Annotated in this window: 16 protein-coding genes; 9 read left to right on the forward strand and 7 right to left on the reverse strand. The window is 72.2% G+C overall.

The annotated features are described in order from the left end of the window. The first annotated feature begins 116 nt into the window (after positions 1–116). The 3 genes from ACFYMM_RS03490 to tyrS are packed head-to-tail and all read left to right on the forward strand — an operon-like array spanning position 117 to position 4343. Positions 117–1640, forward strand: coding sequence for a TldD/PmbA family protein (locus ACFYMM_RS03490; RefSeq protein ID WP_388383382.1), 1524 nt, complete (start codon positions 117–119; stop codon positions 1638–1640). Further along, complete coding sequence (locus tag ACFYMM_RS03495; RefSeq protein ID WP_388383384.1) at positions 1637–3031, forward strand: metallopeptidase TldD-related protein; 1395 nt, start codon at positions 1637–1639, stop codon at positions 3029–3031. Before ACFYMM_RS03490 ends, ACFYMM_RS03495 begins: the two co-directional genes overlap by 4 nt. A 43-nt stretch (positions 3032–3074) precedes the next feature. Further along, the gene (gene tyrS / locus ACFYMM_RS03500) at positions 3075–4343 is read left to right on the forward strand and encodes a tyrosine--tRNA ligase (RefSeq protein ID WP_388383386.1); all 1269 of its coding nucleotides are present in this window, start codon (positions 3075–3077) and stop codon (positions 4341–4343) included. Positions 4344–4414: 71 nt separating this feature from the next. Here the strand turns inward: tyrS and ACFYMM_RS03505 are convergent, their stop codons facing one another. Further along, positions 4415–4693 (reverse strand): GlsB/YeaQ/YmgE family stress response membrane protein, encoded by a 279-nt coding sequence (locus ACFYMM_RS03505; RefSeq protein ID WP_388383388.1) that lies wholly within the window; start codon positions 4691–4693, stop codon positions 4415–4417. Positions 4694–4938: 245 nt separating this feature from the next. Here ACFYMM_RS03505 and ACFYMM_RS03510 point away from each other — a divergent pair, with 245 nt between their 5' ends. The 3 genes from ACFYMM_RS03510 to ACFYMM_RS03520 all read left to right on the forward strand — a co-directional run bounded on the left by ACFYMM_RS03510 (position 4939) and on the right by ACFYMM_RS03520 (position 6095). Beyond that, a complete protein-coding gene (locus tag ACFYMM_RS03510; protein ID WP_388383390.1) occupies positions 4939–5334 on the forward strand; it encodes a DUF3099 domain-containing protein in 396 nt (131 codons plus the stop codon). 266 nt (positions 5335–5600) lie between these two features. Then, complete coding sequence (locus ACFYMM_RS03515) at positions 5601–5813, forward strand: hypothetical protein (protein WP_388383391.1); 213 nt, start codon at positions 5601–5603, stop codon at positions 5811–5813. A 24-nt stretch (positions 5814–5837) separates the two neighbouring features. Beyond that, positions 5838–6095, forward strand: a complete 258-nt coding sequence (locus tag ACFYMM_RS03520; protein ID WP_388383393.1) for a hypothetical protein — start codon at positions 5838–5840, stop codon at positions 6093–6095. A gap of 28 nt (positions 6096–6123) precedes the next feature. Here the strand turns inward: ACFYMM_RS03520 and moaA are convergent, their stop codons facing one another. The 3 genes from moaA to ACFYMM_RS03535 all read right to left on the reverse strand — a co-directional run bounded on the left by moaA (position 6124) and on the right by ACFYMM_RS03535 (position 9265). Beyond that, positions 6124–7113, reverse strand: coding sequence for a GTP 3',8-cyclase MoaA (moaA, locus tag ACFYMM_RS03525; protein WP_388383395.1), 990 nt, complete (start codon positions 7111–7113; stop codon positions 6124–6126). A gap of 173 nt (positions 7114–7286) precedes the next feature. Continuing rightward, entirely contained in the window at positions 7287–8912 is a 1626-nt protein-coding gene (locus ACFYMM_RS03530; RefSeq protein WP_388383397.1) for a cation acetate symporter, read from the reverse strand. Beyond that, positions 8909–9265 carry a DUF485 domain-containing protein gene (locus ACFYMM_RS03535; RefSeq protein ID WP_388383398.1) on the reverse strand — a complete coding sequence of 119 codons (357 nt, stop codon included), beginning with the start codon at positions 9263–9265 and terminating at the stop codon, positions 8909–8911. The genes ACFYMM_RS03530 and ACFYMM_RS03535 overlap by 4 nt, the downstream gene beginning before the upstream one ends. 335 nt (positions 9266–9600) lie before the next feature. Here ACFYMM_RS03535 and ACFYMM_RS03540 point away from each other — a divergent pair, with 335 nt between their 5' ends. The 3 genes from ACFYMM_RS03540 to ACFYMM_RS03550 all read left to right on the forward strand — a co-directional run bounded on the left by ACFYMM_RS03540 (position 9601) and on the right by ACFYMM_RS03550 (position 13707). Next, positions 9601–11127: a S8 family serine peptidase gene (locus ACFYMM_RS03540; RefSeq protein WP_388383401.1), complete on the forward strand. Its 1527-nt coding sequence runs from the start codon at positions 9601–9603 to the stop codon at positions 11125–11127. 93 nt (positions 11128–11220) lie between these two features. Then, positions 11221–12597: a CoA transferase gene (locus tag ACFYMM_RS03545; protein ID WP_388383403.1), complete on the forward strand. Its 1377-nt coding sequence runs from the start codon at positions 11221–11223 to the stop codon at positions 12595–12597. Between the two features lie 99 nt (positions 12598–12696). After that, a complete protein-coding gene (locus ACFYMM_RS03550; protein WP_388383405.1) occupies positions 12697–13707 on the forward strand; it encodes a CopD family protein in 1011 nt (336 codons plus the stop codon). Between the two features lie 51 nt (positions 13708–13758). Here ACFYMM_RS03550 and ACFYMM_RS03555 read toward each other — a convergent pair whose 3' ends face one another. From ACFYMM_RS03555 to ACFYMM_RS03565, 3 genes are read right to left on the reverse strand one after another with little or no spacing between them, the layout of a single operon-like run. Further along, the gene (locus ACFYMM_RS03555) at positions 13759–14469 is read right to left on the reverse strand and encodes a VIT family protein (RefSeq protein WP_388383407.1); all 711 of its coding nucleotides are present in this window, start codon (positions 14467–14469) and stop codon (positions 13759–13761) included. A gap of 25 nt (positions 14470–14494) precedes the next feature. Next, on the reverse strand, positions 14495–15793 hold the full coding sequence (locus tag ACFYMM_RS03560) for an amidohydrolase family protein (protein ID WP_388383410.1): 1299 nt from the start codon (positions 15791–15793) through the stop codon (positions 14495–14497). Next, positions 15790–17079, reverse strand: coding sequence for an amidohydrolase family protein (locus ACFYMM_RS03565; RefSeq protein WP_388383412.1), 1290 nt, complete (start codon positions 17077–17079; stop codon positions 15790–15792). Before ACFYMM_RS03565 ends, ACFYMM_RS03560 begins: the two co-directional genes overlap by 4 nt. Positions 17080–17081 lie beyond the last annotated feature (2 nt).

A 17081-nucleotide genomic window follows, 5' to 3' on the forward strand; every position in this document is an offset into this window, starting at 1 on the left:
GGAGTCACTGTCGGGTCCCTACAGAAACGGCGGCCACCGGACCGAAACCTGTGGTCCCCGGCCCCGATCCCGCGACATGATCGGATCCGACAGGCCACGACAGCAGGGAGACCTCGGTGCCTCATTCCATCGACGAAGCCTTCACGGCGCTGCCGCTGAGGGCCCTGGCCGACGCCGCGCTCGCACGCGCGCGTGCGCTGGGGGCCGAGCACGCGGACTTCCGGTTCGAGCGGGTGCGCAGCGCTTCCTGGCGGCTCAGGGACGCCAAGCCCGCCGGGTCCTCGGACACCACCGACCTCGGGTACGCGGTGCGGGTCGTGCACGGCGGTGCGTGGGGCTTCGCCTCCGGGGTGGACCTGAGCCTGGACGCGGCCGCCAAGGTCGCCTCGCAGGCGGTGGCGATGGCGAAGCTCTCGGCGCAGGTGATCCGGGCCGCCGGGTCGGACGAGCGGGTGGAACTGGCCGACGAGCCGGTGCACGACGACAGGACGTGGATCTCCTCGTACGAGATCGACCCGTTCTCCGTGCCGGACCAGGAGAAGTCGGCGCTGCTGGCCGACTGGAGCGCGCGGCTGCTGGCGGCCAGCGGGGTCGACCACGTGGACGCCTCGCTGCTCACCGTCCACGAGAACAAGTTCTACGCCGACACCGCGGGCACCGTGACCACACAGCAGCGGGTGCGGCTGCACCCCGAGCTGACGGCCGTCTCGGTGGACGAGTCCAGCGGTGAGTTCGACTCGATGCGCACCATCGCGCCGCCGGTCGGGCGCGGCTGGGAGTACCTCACGGGCACCGGCTGGGACTGGGACGCGGAGCTGGAGCGGATCCCGGAGCTGCTCGCCGAGAAGATGCGGGCGCCGAGCGTCGAGGCGGGCCTGTACGACCTCGTCGTCGACCCGTCCAACCTGTGGCTGACCATCCACGAGTCGATCGGGCACGCGACCGAGCTGGACCGGGCGCTCGGGTACGAGGCCGCGTACGCCGGCACGTCCTTCGCCACCTTCGACCAGCTGGGCAGGCTGAAGTACGGCTCCGAACTGATGAACGTCACCGGTGACCGCACCGCCGAGCACGGCCTGGCGACCATCGGGTACGACGACGAGGGCGTCGAGGGGCAGTCCTGGGACCTGGTGAAGGACGGCACGCTCGTCGGCTACCAGCTGGACCGCAGGATCGCGCGGCTGACCGGGTTCGAGCGGTCCAACGGGTGCGCGTTCGCCGACTCCCCCGGGCATGTGCCGGTGCAGCGCATGGCCAACGTGTCGCTGCGGCCGGATCCGGCCGGGCTGTCCACGGAGGACCTCATCGGGGGCGTCGACCGGGGCATCTACGTCGTCGGTGACCGGTCCTGGTCCATCGACATGCAGCGATACAACTTCCAGTTCACCGGCCAGCGCTTCTTCAGGATCGAGAACGGGCGGATCACCGGCCAGCTCAAGGACGTCGCCTACCAGGCGACGACCACCGACTTCTGGGGCTCGATGGCCGCCGTCGGCGGTCCGCAGACGTACGTCCTCGGTGGCGCCTTCAACTGCGGCAAGGCCCAGCCGGGGCAGGTCGCCGCCGTGTCCCACGGGTGCCCCTCGGCCCTCTTCAAGGGCGTCAACATCCTCAACACCACCCAGGAGGCCGGCCGATGAGCGCCCGCACCAGCAAGCCGCACGAGGTCGTCGAACAGGCCCTCGCGCTGTCCCGGGCCGACGGCTGTGTCGTCATCGCCGACGAGCGGTCCACCGCCAATCTGCGCTGGGCGGGCAACACGCTGACCACCAACGGCGTCACCCGCGGCCGTAGCCTCACGGTGATCGCGACCGTGGACGGCCAGGAGGGCACCGCCTCCGGTGTCGTCTCCCGGTCCGCCGTGACCGCCGACGAGCTGGAGCCGCTGGTACGGGCCGCCGAGGCCGCCGCGCGGGCGGCCGGGGCCGCCGAGGACGCGCAGCCGCTGGTGACCGGCGTACCCCAGTCGCCGGACTTCGCGGACGCTCCCGCCGAGACCTCCTCCGCCGTGTTCGCCGACTTCGCCCCGGCGCTCGGCGAGGCCTTCGCACGCGCGCGTGCGGGCGGCCGGGAGCTGTACGGCTTCGCCAACCACGAACTGGTGTCGACCTACCTGGGCACGTCGACGGGCCTGCGTCTGCGGCACGACCAGCCCACCGGCACGCTGGAGCTGAACGCCAAGTCCCCGGACCGTACGCGCTCGGCCTGGGCCGGCCGCTCCACCCGGGACTTCAAGGACGTCGACCCGGGCGCGCTCGACGCGGAGCTGGCCGTGCGTCTGGGCTGGGCCGAGCGGCGGATCGAGCTGCCCGCGGGCCGCTACGAGACGCTGCTGCCGCCGACCGCCGTGGCCGACCTGCTGATCTACCAGCTGTGGTCGGCGTCGGGCCGGGACGCGGCCGAGGGCCGGACGGTGTTCTCCAAGCCGGGAGGCGGCACCCGGGTCGGCGACAGGCTGTCCCGGCTGCCGCTGACCCTGCGCAGCGACCCGAACGAGCCGGGGCTCGAGTGCCCGCCGTTCGCGGTCGCGCACTCCTCGGGCGCCGACCAGTCGGTGTTCGACAACGGGCTGCCGGTGCGGGCCACCGAGTGGATCAGCGGCGGTGTGCTGGAGCACCTGACGACCACCCGGCACAGTGCCGGCCTGACCGGGCTGCCGGTCGCCCCGGTGCTCGGGAACCTCGTCCTGGACGGCGGGGACGACCGCTCCCTGGAGGAGATGGTCGCGGCCACCGGGCGGGGCCTGCTGCTGACCTGCCTGTGGTACATCCGTGAGGTCGACCCGGCGACGCTGCTGCTGACCGGGCTGACCCGGGACGGCGTCTACCTGGTGGAGAACGGCGAGGTGACCGGTCAGGTGAACAACTTCCGGTTCAACGAGTCGCCGGTGGACCTGCTGGGCCGGGCCACGGAGGCCGGGCGCACGGAAAAGACGCTGCCGAGGGAGTGGAGCGACTGGTTCACTAGGGCTGCGATGCCGGCCCTCAGGGTGCCGGACTTCAATATGAGCTCTGTCAGCCAGGGCGTATAACCTCGTACCTGACCACGAGCCCACCCGAGGAGACACGAGAACCGTGACGGACATCGTCGACGAGCTGAAGTGGCGCGGGCTGCTCGCCCTGTCCACTGACGAGGACGCTTTGCGCAAGGCTCTCGCGGACGGTCCCGTCACGTTCTATTGCGGCTTCGACCCGACCGCGCCGTCCCTGCACATCGGGCATCTGGTCCAGGTGCTCACCGTGCGTCGGCTCCAGTTGGCCGGGCACCGGCCGCTGGCGCTGGTGGGCGGCGCGACGGGCCTGATCGGCGACCCGCGCCCGACCGCGGAGCGCACGCTGAACGATCCGGAGACGGTGGCGGGCTGGGTCGAGAAGATGCGCGGCCAGATCGAGCCGTTCCTGTCCTTCGAGGGCGAGAACGCGGCCGTCATGGTCAACAACCTCGACTGGACCGCGGGGCTGTCCGCCATCGAGTTCCTGCGTGACATCGGCAAGCACTTCCGGGTCAACAAGATGCTGACGAAGGACTCGGTCGCGAGGCGGCTGCAGTCCTCCGAGGGCATCAGCTACACGGAGTTCAGCTACCAGCTGCTGCAGGGCATGGACTTCCTGCAGCTGCACCGGCGCTACGGCTGCACGCTCCAGCAGGGCGGCAGCGACCAGTGGGGCAACCTCACCGCGGGCCTCGACCTGATCCACAAGCTGGAGCCGCACGCCAACGTGCACGCGATGGCGACACCGCTGATGACCCGCGCGGACGGCACCAAGTTCAGCAAGTCCGAGGGCACCGCCGTCTGGCTCGACCCGGAGATGACCACGCCGTACGCGTTCTACCAGTTCTGGCTGAACACGGACGACCGGGACGTCTCGACGTACATGCGTTTCCTGTCCTTCAAGTCCCCCGCGGAACTGGAGGAGCTGGAGCGGCAGACCGAGGAGCGTCCGCAGGCCCGGGCGGCGCAGCGCGCGCTCGCCGAGGAGCTGACGACACTGGTGCACGGCGCCGGCCAGACGGCCGCCGTGATCGCCGCGTCCAAGGCGCTCTTCGGCCAGGGCGAGCTGGCGGAGCTGGACGACAGGACGCTGGCGGCCGCGCTGTCCGAGCTGCCGCACATCCAGGTCGCCGAGCCGGCGCCGGTGGTCGACCTGTTCGCCGAGGTCGGCCTGGTGGCCAGCAAGTCGGCCGCGCGTCGCACGGTGAAGGAGGGCGGCGCCTACGTGAACAACGTCAAGGTCGCCGCCGAGGACTCGGTCCCGGCCAAGGAGGACCTTCTGCACGGGCGCTGGCTGGTGCTGCGGCGGGGCAAGAAGAACCTGGCGGCGGTCGAGGTGACCGGGGCCTAGCCGGCCTCGGTACGGCGCGAAGGGGCGGCTCTTCCCGAGTGCGGGAGGGCCGTCCCCTTCGGTGTGTGCCGTCAGGCTCGCTGCTTGTGCCGGCCGATCGTCGCCATGTACGCCATGTCTCCGACGGCGACGATGATGATCGCGGCCACCAGCTGGAAGGCGTGTCGGGTCCAGTCGATGCCCGGGGTCGCCGCGACCCCGAACGCGCGGGCGACCGCGTTGCCGACGATGGCGCCGAGCATGCCGCAGATGGTGGTCAGCCACAGGGGCATGTGCTGCTTGCCCGGGATGACCGCCTTCGCGATCAGGCCGAGCACGAAGCCCACGATGATCGCCCACAACCAGCCCATGGCTGCCTCCTCGTACGACTCGACGTGAGCTTCACGGCCAGTGTGGGTCCGGCCGGTGTACGGCGCATGCCGGGTACGGCCGTACGTGACGGGTCCGATGGCGTTCGCGCAGGCCGGAGGTGACCCGGTCTCGAAGGCGACGCAGGTGCGGCGTACCGTGGAAGTGTCCCTGGCCCGGTTCCCCGCCGGGCTCGGACGGTGTGCGGGCGGGGGGAGAGTCCGATGCTGGCGGATGGTGGATTGTGATGCGGAAACAGCATGGCGGCGGCGTCCAGGTGTTCCGGATCACCGGAGCCCGGACGGGCCTGGCCGAGGATGTGCGGGGCCGGCAGCGGCGGTACGTCATCTCGATGTCGATCCGTACCGTCTCGGTGATTCTCGCGGTCACGCTCTGGAACGTGGAACGGCATGTCGCGATCGTGGCGTTGGTGCTGGGTGCGCTCCTCCCCTACATCGCCGTGGTGATCGCCAACGCGGGCCGGGAGCGGCCGCCGTCGCTGCCGTCGACCTTCGTCACCATGCCGACCGCGCCGATGATCACACCGCCCCGGGCGGAGGATCCGTCGGCGGACTCGGCCATGGACGACGCGCCGGGGGACCCGGCGGCCGGGGTTCACGGGGAACGGCCTCACCCCGCGTGACCATCGGGGATGCCTGCTGAGCCGGGGCCGGGACGGCCTTCGCCACCGGGCCTTGCTCAAGAAAAGCTCAGATCAATCATGAAGTTCCTGTGCCGGGCGGCGGGTCCCCCGTGACATACTGCGTACGCGCTCCGCATCCCCCGTCGGAGCGACGGACCGACGCCGGGCAGCTCCCCCCGTGGCTGCTCGGCGTCGCCTTTTCAGCACGAGGGCCGACCGTTCCCGTGCACTCCCGCATCCCGCTGCTGCGCGCCAGGAGGTTCGGCATGCTCACCGTCTGGCAAAATGTCAGGTTTGTCTCCACGCTCACGGTTCTCCTGCCCTTGGCGTTCGTCTCCCTGACGCTCCTCCTGCTGGGGCTGGCCGTGCTGGTGCTGCCGCCGTCACGCCATCCGAGCGCGTTCCCGGCGATGGGCATCCTCCGGCAGGTCACAGAGGTGCTCGTGGCGGGGCAGCGGACGTCCGCCCGGAATCCGTGAGGCGGTTTCGACTAGGGTCTAGGCGTGATCCCGAACGCCTCCGGTACCGATCCGGTCTCCCCGATCTGCTCAGCCAAGGGCTGCCGCGCCGCCGCCGTGTGGGTGCTGGCGTGGAACAACCCGAAGATCCATACGCCGGAGCGGCGCAAGACCTGGCTCGCGTGCGAGGAGCATCGCGAGCAGCTGTCGCAGTTCCTCGGGGTGCGGGGGTTCCTGAAGGACGTCGTGCCGTTGAAGGAGTGGCAGGCGGACGAGGAGGGCCGGCCTCCGGTCGGCCCCTGATCGGTATGTCCTCGTGCCGCAGCGGGCACTAGCCGCCGATCGCGGACATCGGTCGGTCCGGCTGGACGAAGGACGGGTCGTCCAGGCCCGCGCCCGCCTTCTTGCCCCACATCGCCAGGCGCCAGACGCGGGCGATCTCCTCGTCGGGGGCGCCGGAGCGCAGGGCGGCACGCAGGTCGGTCTCCTCGGTGGCGAACAGGCAGGTGCGTATCTGGCCGTCGGCGGTGAGGCGGGTGCGGTCGCAGGCGGAGCAGAACGGGCGGGTGACGGAGGCGATGACACCGACCCGGTGCGGGCCGCCGTCGACCAGCCAGCGCTCCGCCGGGGCCGAGCCGCGTTCGTCGGCGCCCTCGGGGGTGAGGTCGAAGCGGGTGCGCAGGGACGCCAGGATGTCCCCGGCGGTGACCATGCCCTCGCGCTTCCAGCCGTGCTGGGCGTCCAGGGGCATCTGTTCGATGAAGCGCAGCTCGTAGTCGTGCTCCACGGCCCAGGCCAGCAGGTCCGGGGCCTCGTCGTCGTTCAGGCCCGGCATCAGCACCGAGTTGACCTTGACCGGGGTCAGTCCCGCCGCGCGGGCGGCCTCCAGGCCTTCGACGACGTCCTTGTGGCGGTCCCGGCGGGTGAGGGTCTTGAAGACGTCCGGGCGCAGGGTGTCCAGGGAGACGTTGACCCGGTCCAGGCCTGCCGCCTTCAGGGCGGTCGCCGTGCGCCTGAGGCCGATGCCGTTGGTGGTCAGTGACGTCTGGGGGCGCGGTGCCATGGCCGCGACGCGCTCCACGATGCCGACCAGACCGGGGCGCAGCAGGGGCTCGCCCCCGGTGAAGCGGACCTCCTCGATGCCGAGGATGCGCACGGCGATGTCGATCAGGCGGACGATCTCGTCGTCGGTGAGCAGGTCGGGCTTGGCCAGCCACTGCAGGCCCTCCTCGGGCATGCAGTACGTACAGCGCAGGTTGCACCGGTCGGTGAGCGAGACCCGCAGGTCGGTGGCCACTCGGCCGTAGGTGTCGATGAGCACGTGGGCCCCCTCCCTCGGTCCGGATCACTCTTTTCCCGTCACCTGCGAGCCTACGCGAGACCACTGACAACGACAGCGACCGGATCCGACGAGGTGGGACACGGCCGCGTCGTAGGACCGTACGATCCCGGACCACGCGGCCGCGTCACCGAGCCAGGCCCTGACGACAGGATCTAGTGCGCTCCGGTTCCGGTCAGGGACCGCACCTCCAGTTCCGCGTACTTGCCGGCGTCCGGGGCTTCCTTCGACAAGAGGGTGCCGACGATGCCCAGCAGGAAGCCGACGGGGATCGAGATGATGCCGGGGTTCTCCAGCGGGAACCAGTGGAAGTCGGCGTGCGGGAACATCGACGACTCCTTGCCGGAGACCACCGGCGAGAACAGCACCAGGCCGACCGCGGTGACCAGGCCGCCGTAGATGGACCACAGGGCGCCGGAGGTGGTGAACCGCTTCCAGAACAGGCTGTAGAGGATCGTCGGCAGGTTGGCGGAGGCGGCGACCGCGAAGGCGAGGGCGACCAGGCCGGCGACGTTGAGGTCCCGGGCGAGGGCGCCGAGCAGGATGGAGACGGCGCCGATGCCGACGGTGGCGTACCGGGCCGCGTTGATCTCCTGCTTCTCGGTGGCGGTGCCCTTCTTGATGACGTTGGCGTAGATGTCGTGGGCGAAGGAGGAGGACGAGGCGAGAGTCAGGCCCGCGACGACCGCGAGGATGGTGGCGAAGGCGACCGCCGAGATGGTGGCCAGCAGGACGGCGCCCCAGTTGGAGTCGACGCCGCCGAGATGGAGGGCGAGGAGCGGGGCGGCGGTGTTCCCGGCCTTGTTGGAGGCGATGATCTCGGCCGGTTTGATCAGCGCGGCGGCGCCGAAGCCGAGGGCGAGGGTCATCAGGTAGAAGGTGCCGATCAGTCCGATGGCCCAGATGACCGACTTCCGGGCGGCCTTGGCGGTGGGGACCGTGTAGAAGCGGATCAGGATGTGCGGCAGGCCGGCGGTGCCCAGGACCAGGGCGAGGCCGAGGGAGAGGAAGTCCAGCTTGGTGGTGCCGGTGGCGCCGTACTTCAGGCCGGGCTCCAGGAACGCCGAGCCCTTGCCGCTGTTGTCGGCGGCCTTGCCCAGCAGGTCGGAGACGTTGAAGTGGAACTTCAGCAGGACCAGGAAGGTCAGCAGCAGGGCGCCCACGATGAGCAGGACGGCCTTGACCATCTGGACCCAGGTGGTGCCCTTCATGCCGCCGATGGTGACGTAGACGATCATCAGGACGCCGACCAGGGCGACGATGCCGATCTTGCCGCTGTCGCTGGTGATGCCCAGCAGGAGCGAGACGAGGACGCCGGCGCCCGCCATCTGGGCCAGCAGGTAGAAGATCGAGACCACGATGGTGGACGTACCGGCCGCCGTGCGCACCGGGCGCTGGCGCATCCGGTAGGCGAGCACGTCGCCCATGGTGTAGCGGCCGGAGTTGCGCAGGGGTTCGGCGACCAGGAGCAGGGCGACCAGCCAGGCGACCAGGAAGCCGATGGAGTACAGGAAGCCGTCGTAGCCGAAGAGGGCGATGGCGCCGGCGATGCCGAGGAAGGACGCGGCGGACATGTAGTCGCCGGAGACGGCGAGGCCGTTCTGGAAGCCGGTGAACTGGCGTCCGCCGGCGTAGAAGTCGGCGGCGTCCTTGGTCTGGCGGCCGGCCCAGACGGTGATGACGAGGGTCGCGGCGACGAACACCGCGAACAGGGTGATGATCAGCGGCCGGTGCTGGCTCGCCTCGCCGGCGGCCAGCAGGGTGTGCTGCGCGGGGCTCATTCTCCGCCCTCCATCCGGGACTTGATGGCCTCGGCCTGGGGGTCGAGCCTGGTTGCGGCGTGCCGGGCGTACCACCAGGCGATGAGGAAGGTGGTGAGGAACTGGGCGAGGCCCAGGACCAGGGCCACGTTGATGTTTCCGGCCACCTTGGTGCCCATGAACCCGCCCGCGTAGTTGGAGAGCAGGACGTAGAGCAGGTACCAGGCGATGAAGCCGATGGTCAGCGGGAAGGCGAACGAGCGGTGGGAGCGGCGCAGTTCACCGAACTCCGCGCTCTGCTGCACCTCGGCGAACTCCTCGGTGGAGGGTAGGGGGGCTTGCGGTTTCGCGGGGGGCGGTGTCTCGGTGGCCACGGAGTCTCCTCGCGTTGCGGACATGCGCTTTCGGACCTCACGGGACGGGGATCACGTGACCGGGAGCGACGGTTCGGCTCCCGTGCGTGATTCCGGCGGGGGGCCACGATCCTGGTGGGCCCCTTGTCCGGGGTCACGGCGCCACGCGCGAGTCGGTTCAACTCCTTCGGGTCATTCGCGCGAGGCGGGGCCGGTTCGCCGTGGAGCGGGGGCCGAGGGGGCATTGCTGGCCGGTGAGTGCGGGGGTTAGCTTCGCCCTGCACCACTCGTCATGTACCTGCCCGAACGGCCTCCGCGTCTCGGGCGGTCTCGTTTCCGGATGATGTGGAGATCCCATGCCTCATCTGCGCTCCAGCCGCCGGCTGGCGCTCGCCGTGCCGGTCGCCCTGTCGCTGACCGCCTCGCTCGGCCTCCTGCCGGCGGCGGCCTCGGCGGCTCCGCTGACGGCCCCGGCGGCGCGGGCGGCCGACGGCCCGAACCTGGCCTATGTCGTCAACACACGAACGGACCATCGCACGATCGAGTCGGTGCGGGCGGCGATCGGCGAGGCCGGGGGGACGGTCGTCGCCACGTACGGCCGGATCGGCGTGATCGTCGTCCACTCCTCGAATCCGGGCTTCGCCGAGGCGATCCGCAAGGTGCGCGGAGTGGATTCGGCCGGCGCCACCCGCAACGCGCCGCTGCCCGCCCAGTCCACCACCGACGTGGGCGCCCCGCAGGTGCTCAGCGCCCGGCAGGTCGCCGCCGCCGGCGCGAAGGCGGCCGACGGCCAGGACCCGCTGGAGCCGCTGCAGTGGGACCTGCCGGCCATCAAGGCGGACAAGGCGCACGAGAGGACCCTGGGCAGCCCGGACGTCACGGTCGCCGTCATCGACACCGGCGTCGACGACACCCACCCCGACATCGCGCCCAACTTCGACCGCGCCGCCTCCGCGAACTGCGTCTCGGGCAAGCCGGACACGACCGACGGCGCCTGGCGGCCCAGCGCCTCCGAGAGCCCGCACGGCACGCACGTCGCCGGTGAGATAGCGGGCGCGAAGAACGGCGTCGGCATCACGGGTGTGGCGCCGGGCGTCAAGGTGGCCGGCATCAAGGTCGCCAATCCGAGCGGCTACTTCTACACGGAGGCCGTGGTCTGCGGCTTCATGTGGGCGGCCGAGCACCACGTCGACGTGACCAACAACAGCTACTACACCGACCCCTGGTACTTCAACTGCACGACCGACCCCGGCCAGAAGGCACTGGTGGACGCCGTCACCCGGGCGTCGCGGTACGCGGAGAGCAGGGGCACGGTCAATGTCGCGGCGGCGGGCAACGAGAGCTACGACCTCGCCTCCCACTCGATCACCGACCCGGTCTCCCCGAACGACGGCACCCCGTCGGACCGGGTGATCGACCCGCACAAGTGCTACGACATACCCACCCAGCTGCCGGGCGTGGTGACCGTCGCGGCGACCGGCGCCAAGGGTCTGAAGTCCTCGTTCTCCAATTACGGTCTCGGGGTCATCGACATCGCGGCGCCGGGCGGCGACTCCACGGCCTACCAGAAGCCGGAGCCCCCGGCGACCAGCGGCCAGATCCTGGGCCCGCTGCCGGGCGGCAAGTGGGGCTACATGGCCGGTACGTCGATGGCGACCCCGCACGTCGCCGGTGTCGCCGCATTGATCAAGTCAACCCATCCACACGCCCCGGCGGCCCTGGTGAAGGCCCTGCTGTACGCCGAGGCCGACGCCACCGCGTGCCCGGATCCCTACGACATCAACGGCGACGGCAAGGTCGACGCCGTGTGCGAGGGCCCGAGGAACTACAACGGCTTCTACGGCTGGGGCACGGCGGACGCCCTGGCAGCGGTGACCAAGTAGGGCCGACCGGACCCTGTCGTTCCCCGGCGGCCGGGGCGATCCACAGGCGGCATAGGCGATATGTTGATTGAGTCAATACTGCATAGTACAGTCATGACCGAAATCAACTTCGCATGGTCCGCCCTGGGCGGAGACCCCGCTCTGCCCGCCCGGGTCACCACCGTGGCGCGGGAGGGCGCGCTGGAGGCGCGCCTTCCCGTACGGCAGCTGGCGCGGGCCTGCGTGGGGGCGTGCGCGCTGGCCGCCGCCGAGCTGGGGGCCCAGCGGGCCGGACTCGCCGAGGTGCCCGCGGTCCGGGTGGACGACGGGGCGGTCGCGGCCGCCTTCCACAGTGAGCGGCTGCTGCGCGTCGACGGGCGGGCACCCGTGGCCTTCGCGCCGCTGTCGCGGTTCTGGCGGACGTCGGACGGCTGGGTGCGCACCCACGCCAACTACCCGCACCACCGGGCCCGCTTGCTGGCCGCCCTGGACCTCCCGGACTCCGCGTCGGTGGAGGAGGTGGCCGGCCGGCTGGCCCAGCGGCCCGCCCTGGAGGCGGAGAGTGCCGTCTGCGGCGCCGGAGGGCTCGCCATCGCCCTGCGCTGCCCGAAGGAGTGGGCGGCGCACGAGCAGGCCGTGGAGGTGGCCGCACGCCCCCTCGTCGAGCGCGTCCGGCTGGACTCCGCCCCCGCCCGCGTGCTCCCGCCGCCGACCGCGGCCTCCTCGCCCCTGCTGCCCGCCGCCGGGCTGCGCGTGCTCGACCTGACCCGGGTCCTGGCCGGCCCGGTCGCCACCCGCACGCTGGCCCTGCTGGGCGCGGACGTGCTGCGTCTGGACGCCCCCCAGATGCCCGAACTGGCCGACCAGCAGGCCGACACGGGCATGGGCAAGCGGTCGGCGACGCTCGACCTCGCCACCGGCCGGGCCGCCTTCGAGGAACTGCTCGCCTCGGCGGACGTCGTGGTCACCGGCTACCGGCCGGGCGCCCTCGACCGGTTCGGGCTCTCTCCGCGCGCACTGGCCGACCGGCGGCCCGGGCTGGTGGTGGCGCAGGTGTCGGCGTGGGGCGCGTACGGGCCCTGGGGCGGCCGGCGCGGCTTCGACAGCCTGGTGCAGGTCGCCTCCGGCATCGCGGCGGTCGAGGGTTCGGCCGGGCAGCCCGGCGCGCTGCCCGCGCAGGCGCTGGACCACGGCACCGGCTATCTGCTGGCGGCGGCCGTCCTGCGGGCGCTGACCGAGCAGTCGTACGACGGCGGCAGCCGGCTCGTGCGGCTGGCCCTCGCGCGGACGGCGCGCTGGCTGACGGACGGGATCCGGCCGGAGTCACGGGCAGGCGTTCCCGCTGCCGGGCCGCGGGTGTGGCTGGCCGAGCGGGACAGCGCGCTGGGACGGCTGCGGTACGCACTGCCACCGGTTTCCTTCGCGGGCGGTCCCGCGGACTGGGCGCGGCCGCCGGTGCCCTGGGGGTCGGACCCTGCCCGCTGGGCGTGAGCGGGGGAACGGCTGGAAACACAGCCATGCGCGGAATGCCGTTCACCCGGTTGTTTCACAGCAGTTGCCCGGTTCTGGGAGGTTCGTCAAGCTCCTGGGATGACGTTGACAGGACCGACCACCGAGGCAGCCGAAGCGAAGGGCTCCGCAGGACGCGCCGGGGCGGCCCGCGCCGTCGCTCTACTGACCCTCGTGGCCCTCGGCGCCCTGATACCCCTGCTCGGTCCGTCCGCCGCGCTGCGCGGCACCGGGGAGGCAGCGGCACCCGGCGTGAGCGGTATCGCGCTGCTGCGCGCCGTGCTGTTCGCCGCCCTGTGCGTCCCGGCCGGCGAGCTGTTCGTCGACCGGCTCGTCCGCCGGCTGCCCGGCGTCCCGGACGAACGGCCGGCCAGGTGGGCGCCGTACGCGGCCGCCGCCGGGTTCGTGGCCGCGCTGGGGCTCGCCTCGGTGGTCTCCACCGGCGACCTGGTGCCCCACAGCCTCGGCCAGATCGACGTGGGCGGCCTCTACCGGTCCCGTGAGGGCAGGCTGGCGCTGCTGGAGGTCAACGCCTTCCTGCTGGCGGGCCTGTGCGCGCTGTCGCGCCGGCCGGCGACGCAGGCGGGGCCGCTGGCCGCCGTGGTGGTCGCCGAGGCGCTGCGCGCGCACCCCACGACCGAGCACGGTCCGCTGCTCGGCTCCGGGCTGACCCTGGTGCACCTGACCTGCGCGGCGCTCTGGGTGGGCGGTCTGCTGTCCGCGCTGCGGACGCTCGGACGGTGGCGGAGCGACGCGGCCGGGGCGGGGTTGCTCGGGCTCTACGCGCGCGTGGCGGCCGTGCTGCTCGCGGCGATCACCGCGAGCGGGGCATGGAGTTCGCTGCGGCGCATGCCGCCGGGCACGGTCCTCGACCAGCTGACGACGACGGCGTACGGGCGCACCGTGCTGGCCAAGGTGGTCCTCGTCGGTGCCGTCACCGTGCTCGCCCTGTGCGCCCGCCGGCGGCTGCGCCGCGCGGCCGACCCGCTGTCCGCCTGCGTCCCCGCGCGCGTGGAGGTCCTCGCGCTGGGCCTGGTGGTCGCGGTGTCGGGCCTGCTGACGGCGTTGCCGCTGCCGATCCGCTGGTCCTGAGCGACAGGGCGATCCGCCGGCCCTGAGGGACAGGGCCGGGCCTCGGCGGTCTCAGACCCCGGCCGCGCCGAGCAGGCTCCCGGCCAGATAGGTCACCCCCATCGCCAGCGCCCCGCCCACCACGTTCCGCAGGACCGCCCGCCGCGGGGCCGCCGCCCCCAGGCGGGCGCTGCTCCACCCGGTGAGGACCAGCGCGGCCAGGACGGACCCGACGGTGACCGGGAGCCGCCAGTGCGGCGGGGGCAGGACGATGGCCAGCAGGGGCAGCAGCGCGCCCACGGTGAAGGCGAGGAAGCTCGCCCAGGCCGCGTGCCAGGGGTTGGCCAGCTCGTCCGGGTCGATGCCCAGCTCCACGCGCGCGTGAGCCCTGAGCGCGTCCCGCGCGGTGAGCTGCTCGGCCGCCTCCCGCGCCACCTCCCGGGACAGTCCGCGCTCCTCCAGCAGCTCGGTCAGCTCCTCCAGTTCGGCCTCCGGCTGCTCCCTCAGCTCCCGCCTCTCCACGGCCAGGGCGGCCATCTCGGAGTCCCGCTGGGTGGAGACGGACACGTACTCCCCCGCCGCCATCGACATCGACCCGGCGAGCAGCCCGGCCAGTCCGGCGGTGAGCAGGGCGGCCCGGGAGTCCGTCGCGCCGGCCACGCCGACGACGAGCCCCGCGGTGGAGACGATGCCGTCGTTGGCGCCCAGTACGGCGGCCCGCAGCCAGTTCAGCCGGGATCCGAGGGCACCGCCGTGGGCCTCGGCGTGGGTGGGTTCGGTCACAGAACGGAGGATCGCACCCCGGGCCTCACCAGACCCGCACCGACGCCCCCCGGGCGAACACCGGACTGGTGGCGCCCGCCGGCGGCTCCGTCAGGGGTTCGGCGAGTTCCTCCACCGTGGGGCCGACCTTCGCCGCGATGGGATCGAGGAGGTCCAGGTCGAAGCCGTACAGGTGGGCGGCGTTGCCGCCGAGCATGGCCGCGAGTTCCCCGCGGGGCACGCCGGCGAAGGCGTGGCGCAGGGCCTGGCGGGTGTACGGGTAGGTGCCCTCGTCGTGCGGGTAGTCGCTGCCCCACATGATCTTGTCGACGCCGATGCGGTCGCGCAGCGGGACCTCGTGCGGGCGCATGAAGCTGGCGCCGACGAAGCAGTTGTGCCGCCAGACCTCGGAGGGGCGCTCACCCATGCCGGCCGCCAGCCCCACCCCGAACTTGGCCTCCGCCGACGATGACGGCGATGCCTGCGATGACGGCGGTGCCTGCGATGTCTGCGATGTCTGCGATGTCTGCGATGACGGCGATGCCGCGCCCGCCGCCCCGACCAGCCGGCCGTGGTAGTAGTCCAGCATGTCGAGCACCCCGGGGATCCAGCCCGAGCCCTGTTCGGTCAGGACCAGCCGCAGGCCGGGATGGCGGCGGAAGACGCCGCCGAAGACCAGGTGCCACAGGGCGCGGTGGGAGAACCAGGTCGTCTCCACCATGAACACCGCCCGGGCGGCCGGCTCGTCACCGAGCGGCGGGGAGGCCGAGCCCCCGTGGTGGTTGACGGGCACGCCCAGTTCCTCGCAGACGGCCCAGATCGGGTCGTACACGCGCGCGTGCAGCTCGGGCAGGCCCGAGCCGGGAGGCGTGCCGGGCAGCATCAGACCGCCCCGCAGACCGGCCCCGGCCGCCCACCTGATCTCCTTCACCGCCTGCTCGACATCGCCGAGGAGGACCTGGAAGACGCCCGCCCGGCGGCCCGGTGCCGCCGCGCAGAAGTCCGCGAGCCAGCGGTTGTGGGCACGCAGGCCCGCCCAGCGCCGGTCGAGTTCCTCCCCGGTCGGCGCCGGGGCCATCAGCGAACCGGACGGGAAGAACGGCGGGATGGTGTTCGGGAAGACCACCTCCGCCACGATCCCGTCCCGCTCCAGCTCCGCCAGACGGCGCTCGGAGTTCCAGTTGCGGTCGGCGGAGTCGGCGAGCAGGTCCTCGTGGGGGTTGACATAGGTGGCCGCCCAGAGGTCGAAGTCGTCGTGGTGGCGCCGTTCCAGGTAGGGCTTGTAGTCGAGGAGGTCGGCGCCCGCGTGGCAGTCGGCCGAGATGACGGTGTAGCGGTCGCTCACGGGGCCACCCCCAGCACCGGGAAGTCGTGGCCGGTCAGCCAGTGCCGGCCCGCCTCGCGCGAGCGCGCCCAGGACGCCTCCACGGCCGCCTGGTCGTCGGGCTGGCCGAGGTCGGCGGGGGTGGGGCCGATGCGGCGGGCCAGCGGGGTCAGCTTCCCGACGTCGAAGCCGAACACCTCGGCCGCCGCCAGGCCCAGCATGCGGCGGGTCTCGGTCACCGGGATGTCGTGGAAGGTGCGCCGCAGCCACCCGCGCGTGTCGGGCCAGGTGCCCTCGGGGTGGGGGAAGTCGCTGCCCCACAGGATGTTGTCGACGCCGATCTCGTACCGGTGGGCGAGTTCCCTGCGCTTGGTGTTGGTCGCGCAGACGAAGACCTGCCGGTCGAGGTATTCGTGCGGCGGACGGCTCAGCTCCTGGAACGGGGAGAGCTTCTTGCCGCCGTGCGCGCCCAGGTAGAGGCGGTCCATGAACCACAGCAGGTTGGGCAGCCACCAGCAGCCCGACTCGGCGACGCCGAAGCGCAGGCCCGGATGGCGTTCGAAGACACCGGACCACAGCAGGAACCACAGCGGCCGGGCCGGCCACCAGGTCACCTCGCTCACGAAGATCCCCAGGTGGTCGCCGTACTCGTGGCGGGGTGCGGTGCCGGAGTGGGTGAGGACCGGCATCCCGCAGTCGGCGGCCGCCGCCCACACCGGGTCGTAACGGCGGTCGTGGTAGGGCTCCTCGCCGGCCCACATCGCGGGGATCATCAGCGCGCCGAGGCCGGAGCGGCGGGCCCGGTGGATCTCGGCGACGACCTGATCGGCGGGGGCGGTGATGGGCAGCAGCGCGACCCCGCAGTGCCGTTCGGGGTGCTCGGCGACGAAGTCCGCGAGCCACCGGTTGTGGGCCCGCGCGCCCGCCATGCCCAGCTCCGGGTCCTGGTCACCGGAGAGGCCGAGGCCCACGCCGAAGGGCGCGGCGGTCCGGCTGTCCACGGCGTCGGCGTCCGGGAAGACGACCTCGGCGGCCACCCCGTCGCCGTCCAGTTCCTTCAGCCGCCGTGCGGTGTCCCAACCGCCGCGCAGGCCTTCCTCGTTGTCCTGGAACCACTTGTGCGCGAACGCCTCGTTGCGGATGCCGAGCCGGGTCATCTCCTCGCGGCGCCGGTCGCGCCCCGCGAGGAACTCGTCGAAGTCCCGGTGGAAACGGGAGTCCAGATAGGGCCGGTACTCCTCGGTGGGCAGTCCGGCGTGGCAGTCGGAGGAGATGATCAGATACGGGTCCTGGGGGTCGTCGGTCACCA

The organism is Streptomyces sp. NPDC006739 (genome assembly GCF_042869815.1).
Lineage (GTDB): Bacteria > Actinomycetota > Actinomycetes > Streptomycetales > Streptomycetaceae > Streptomyces.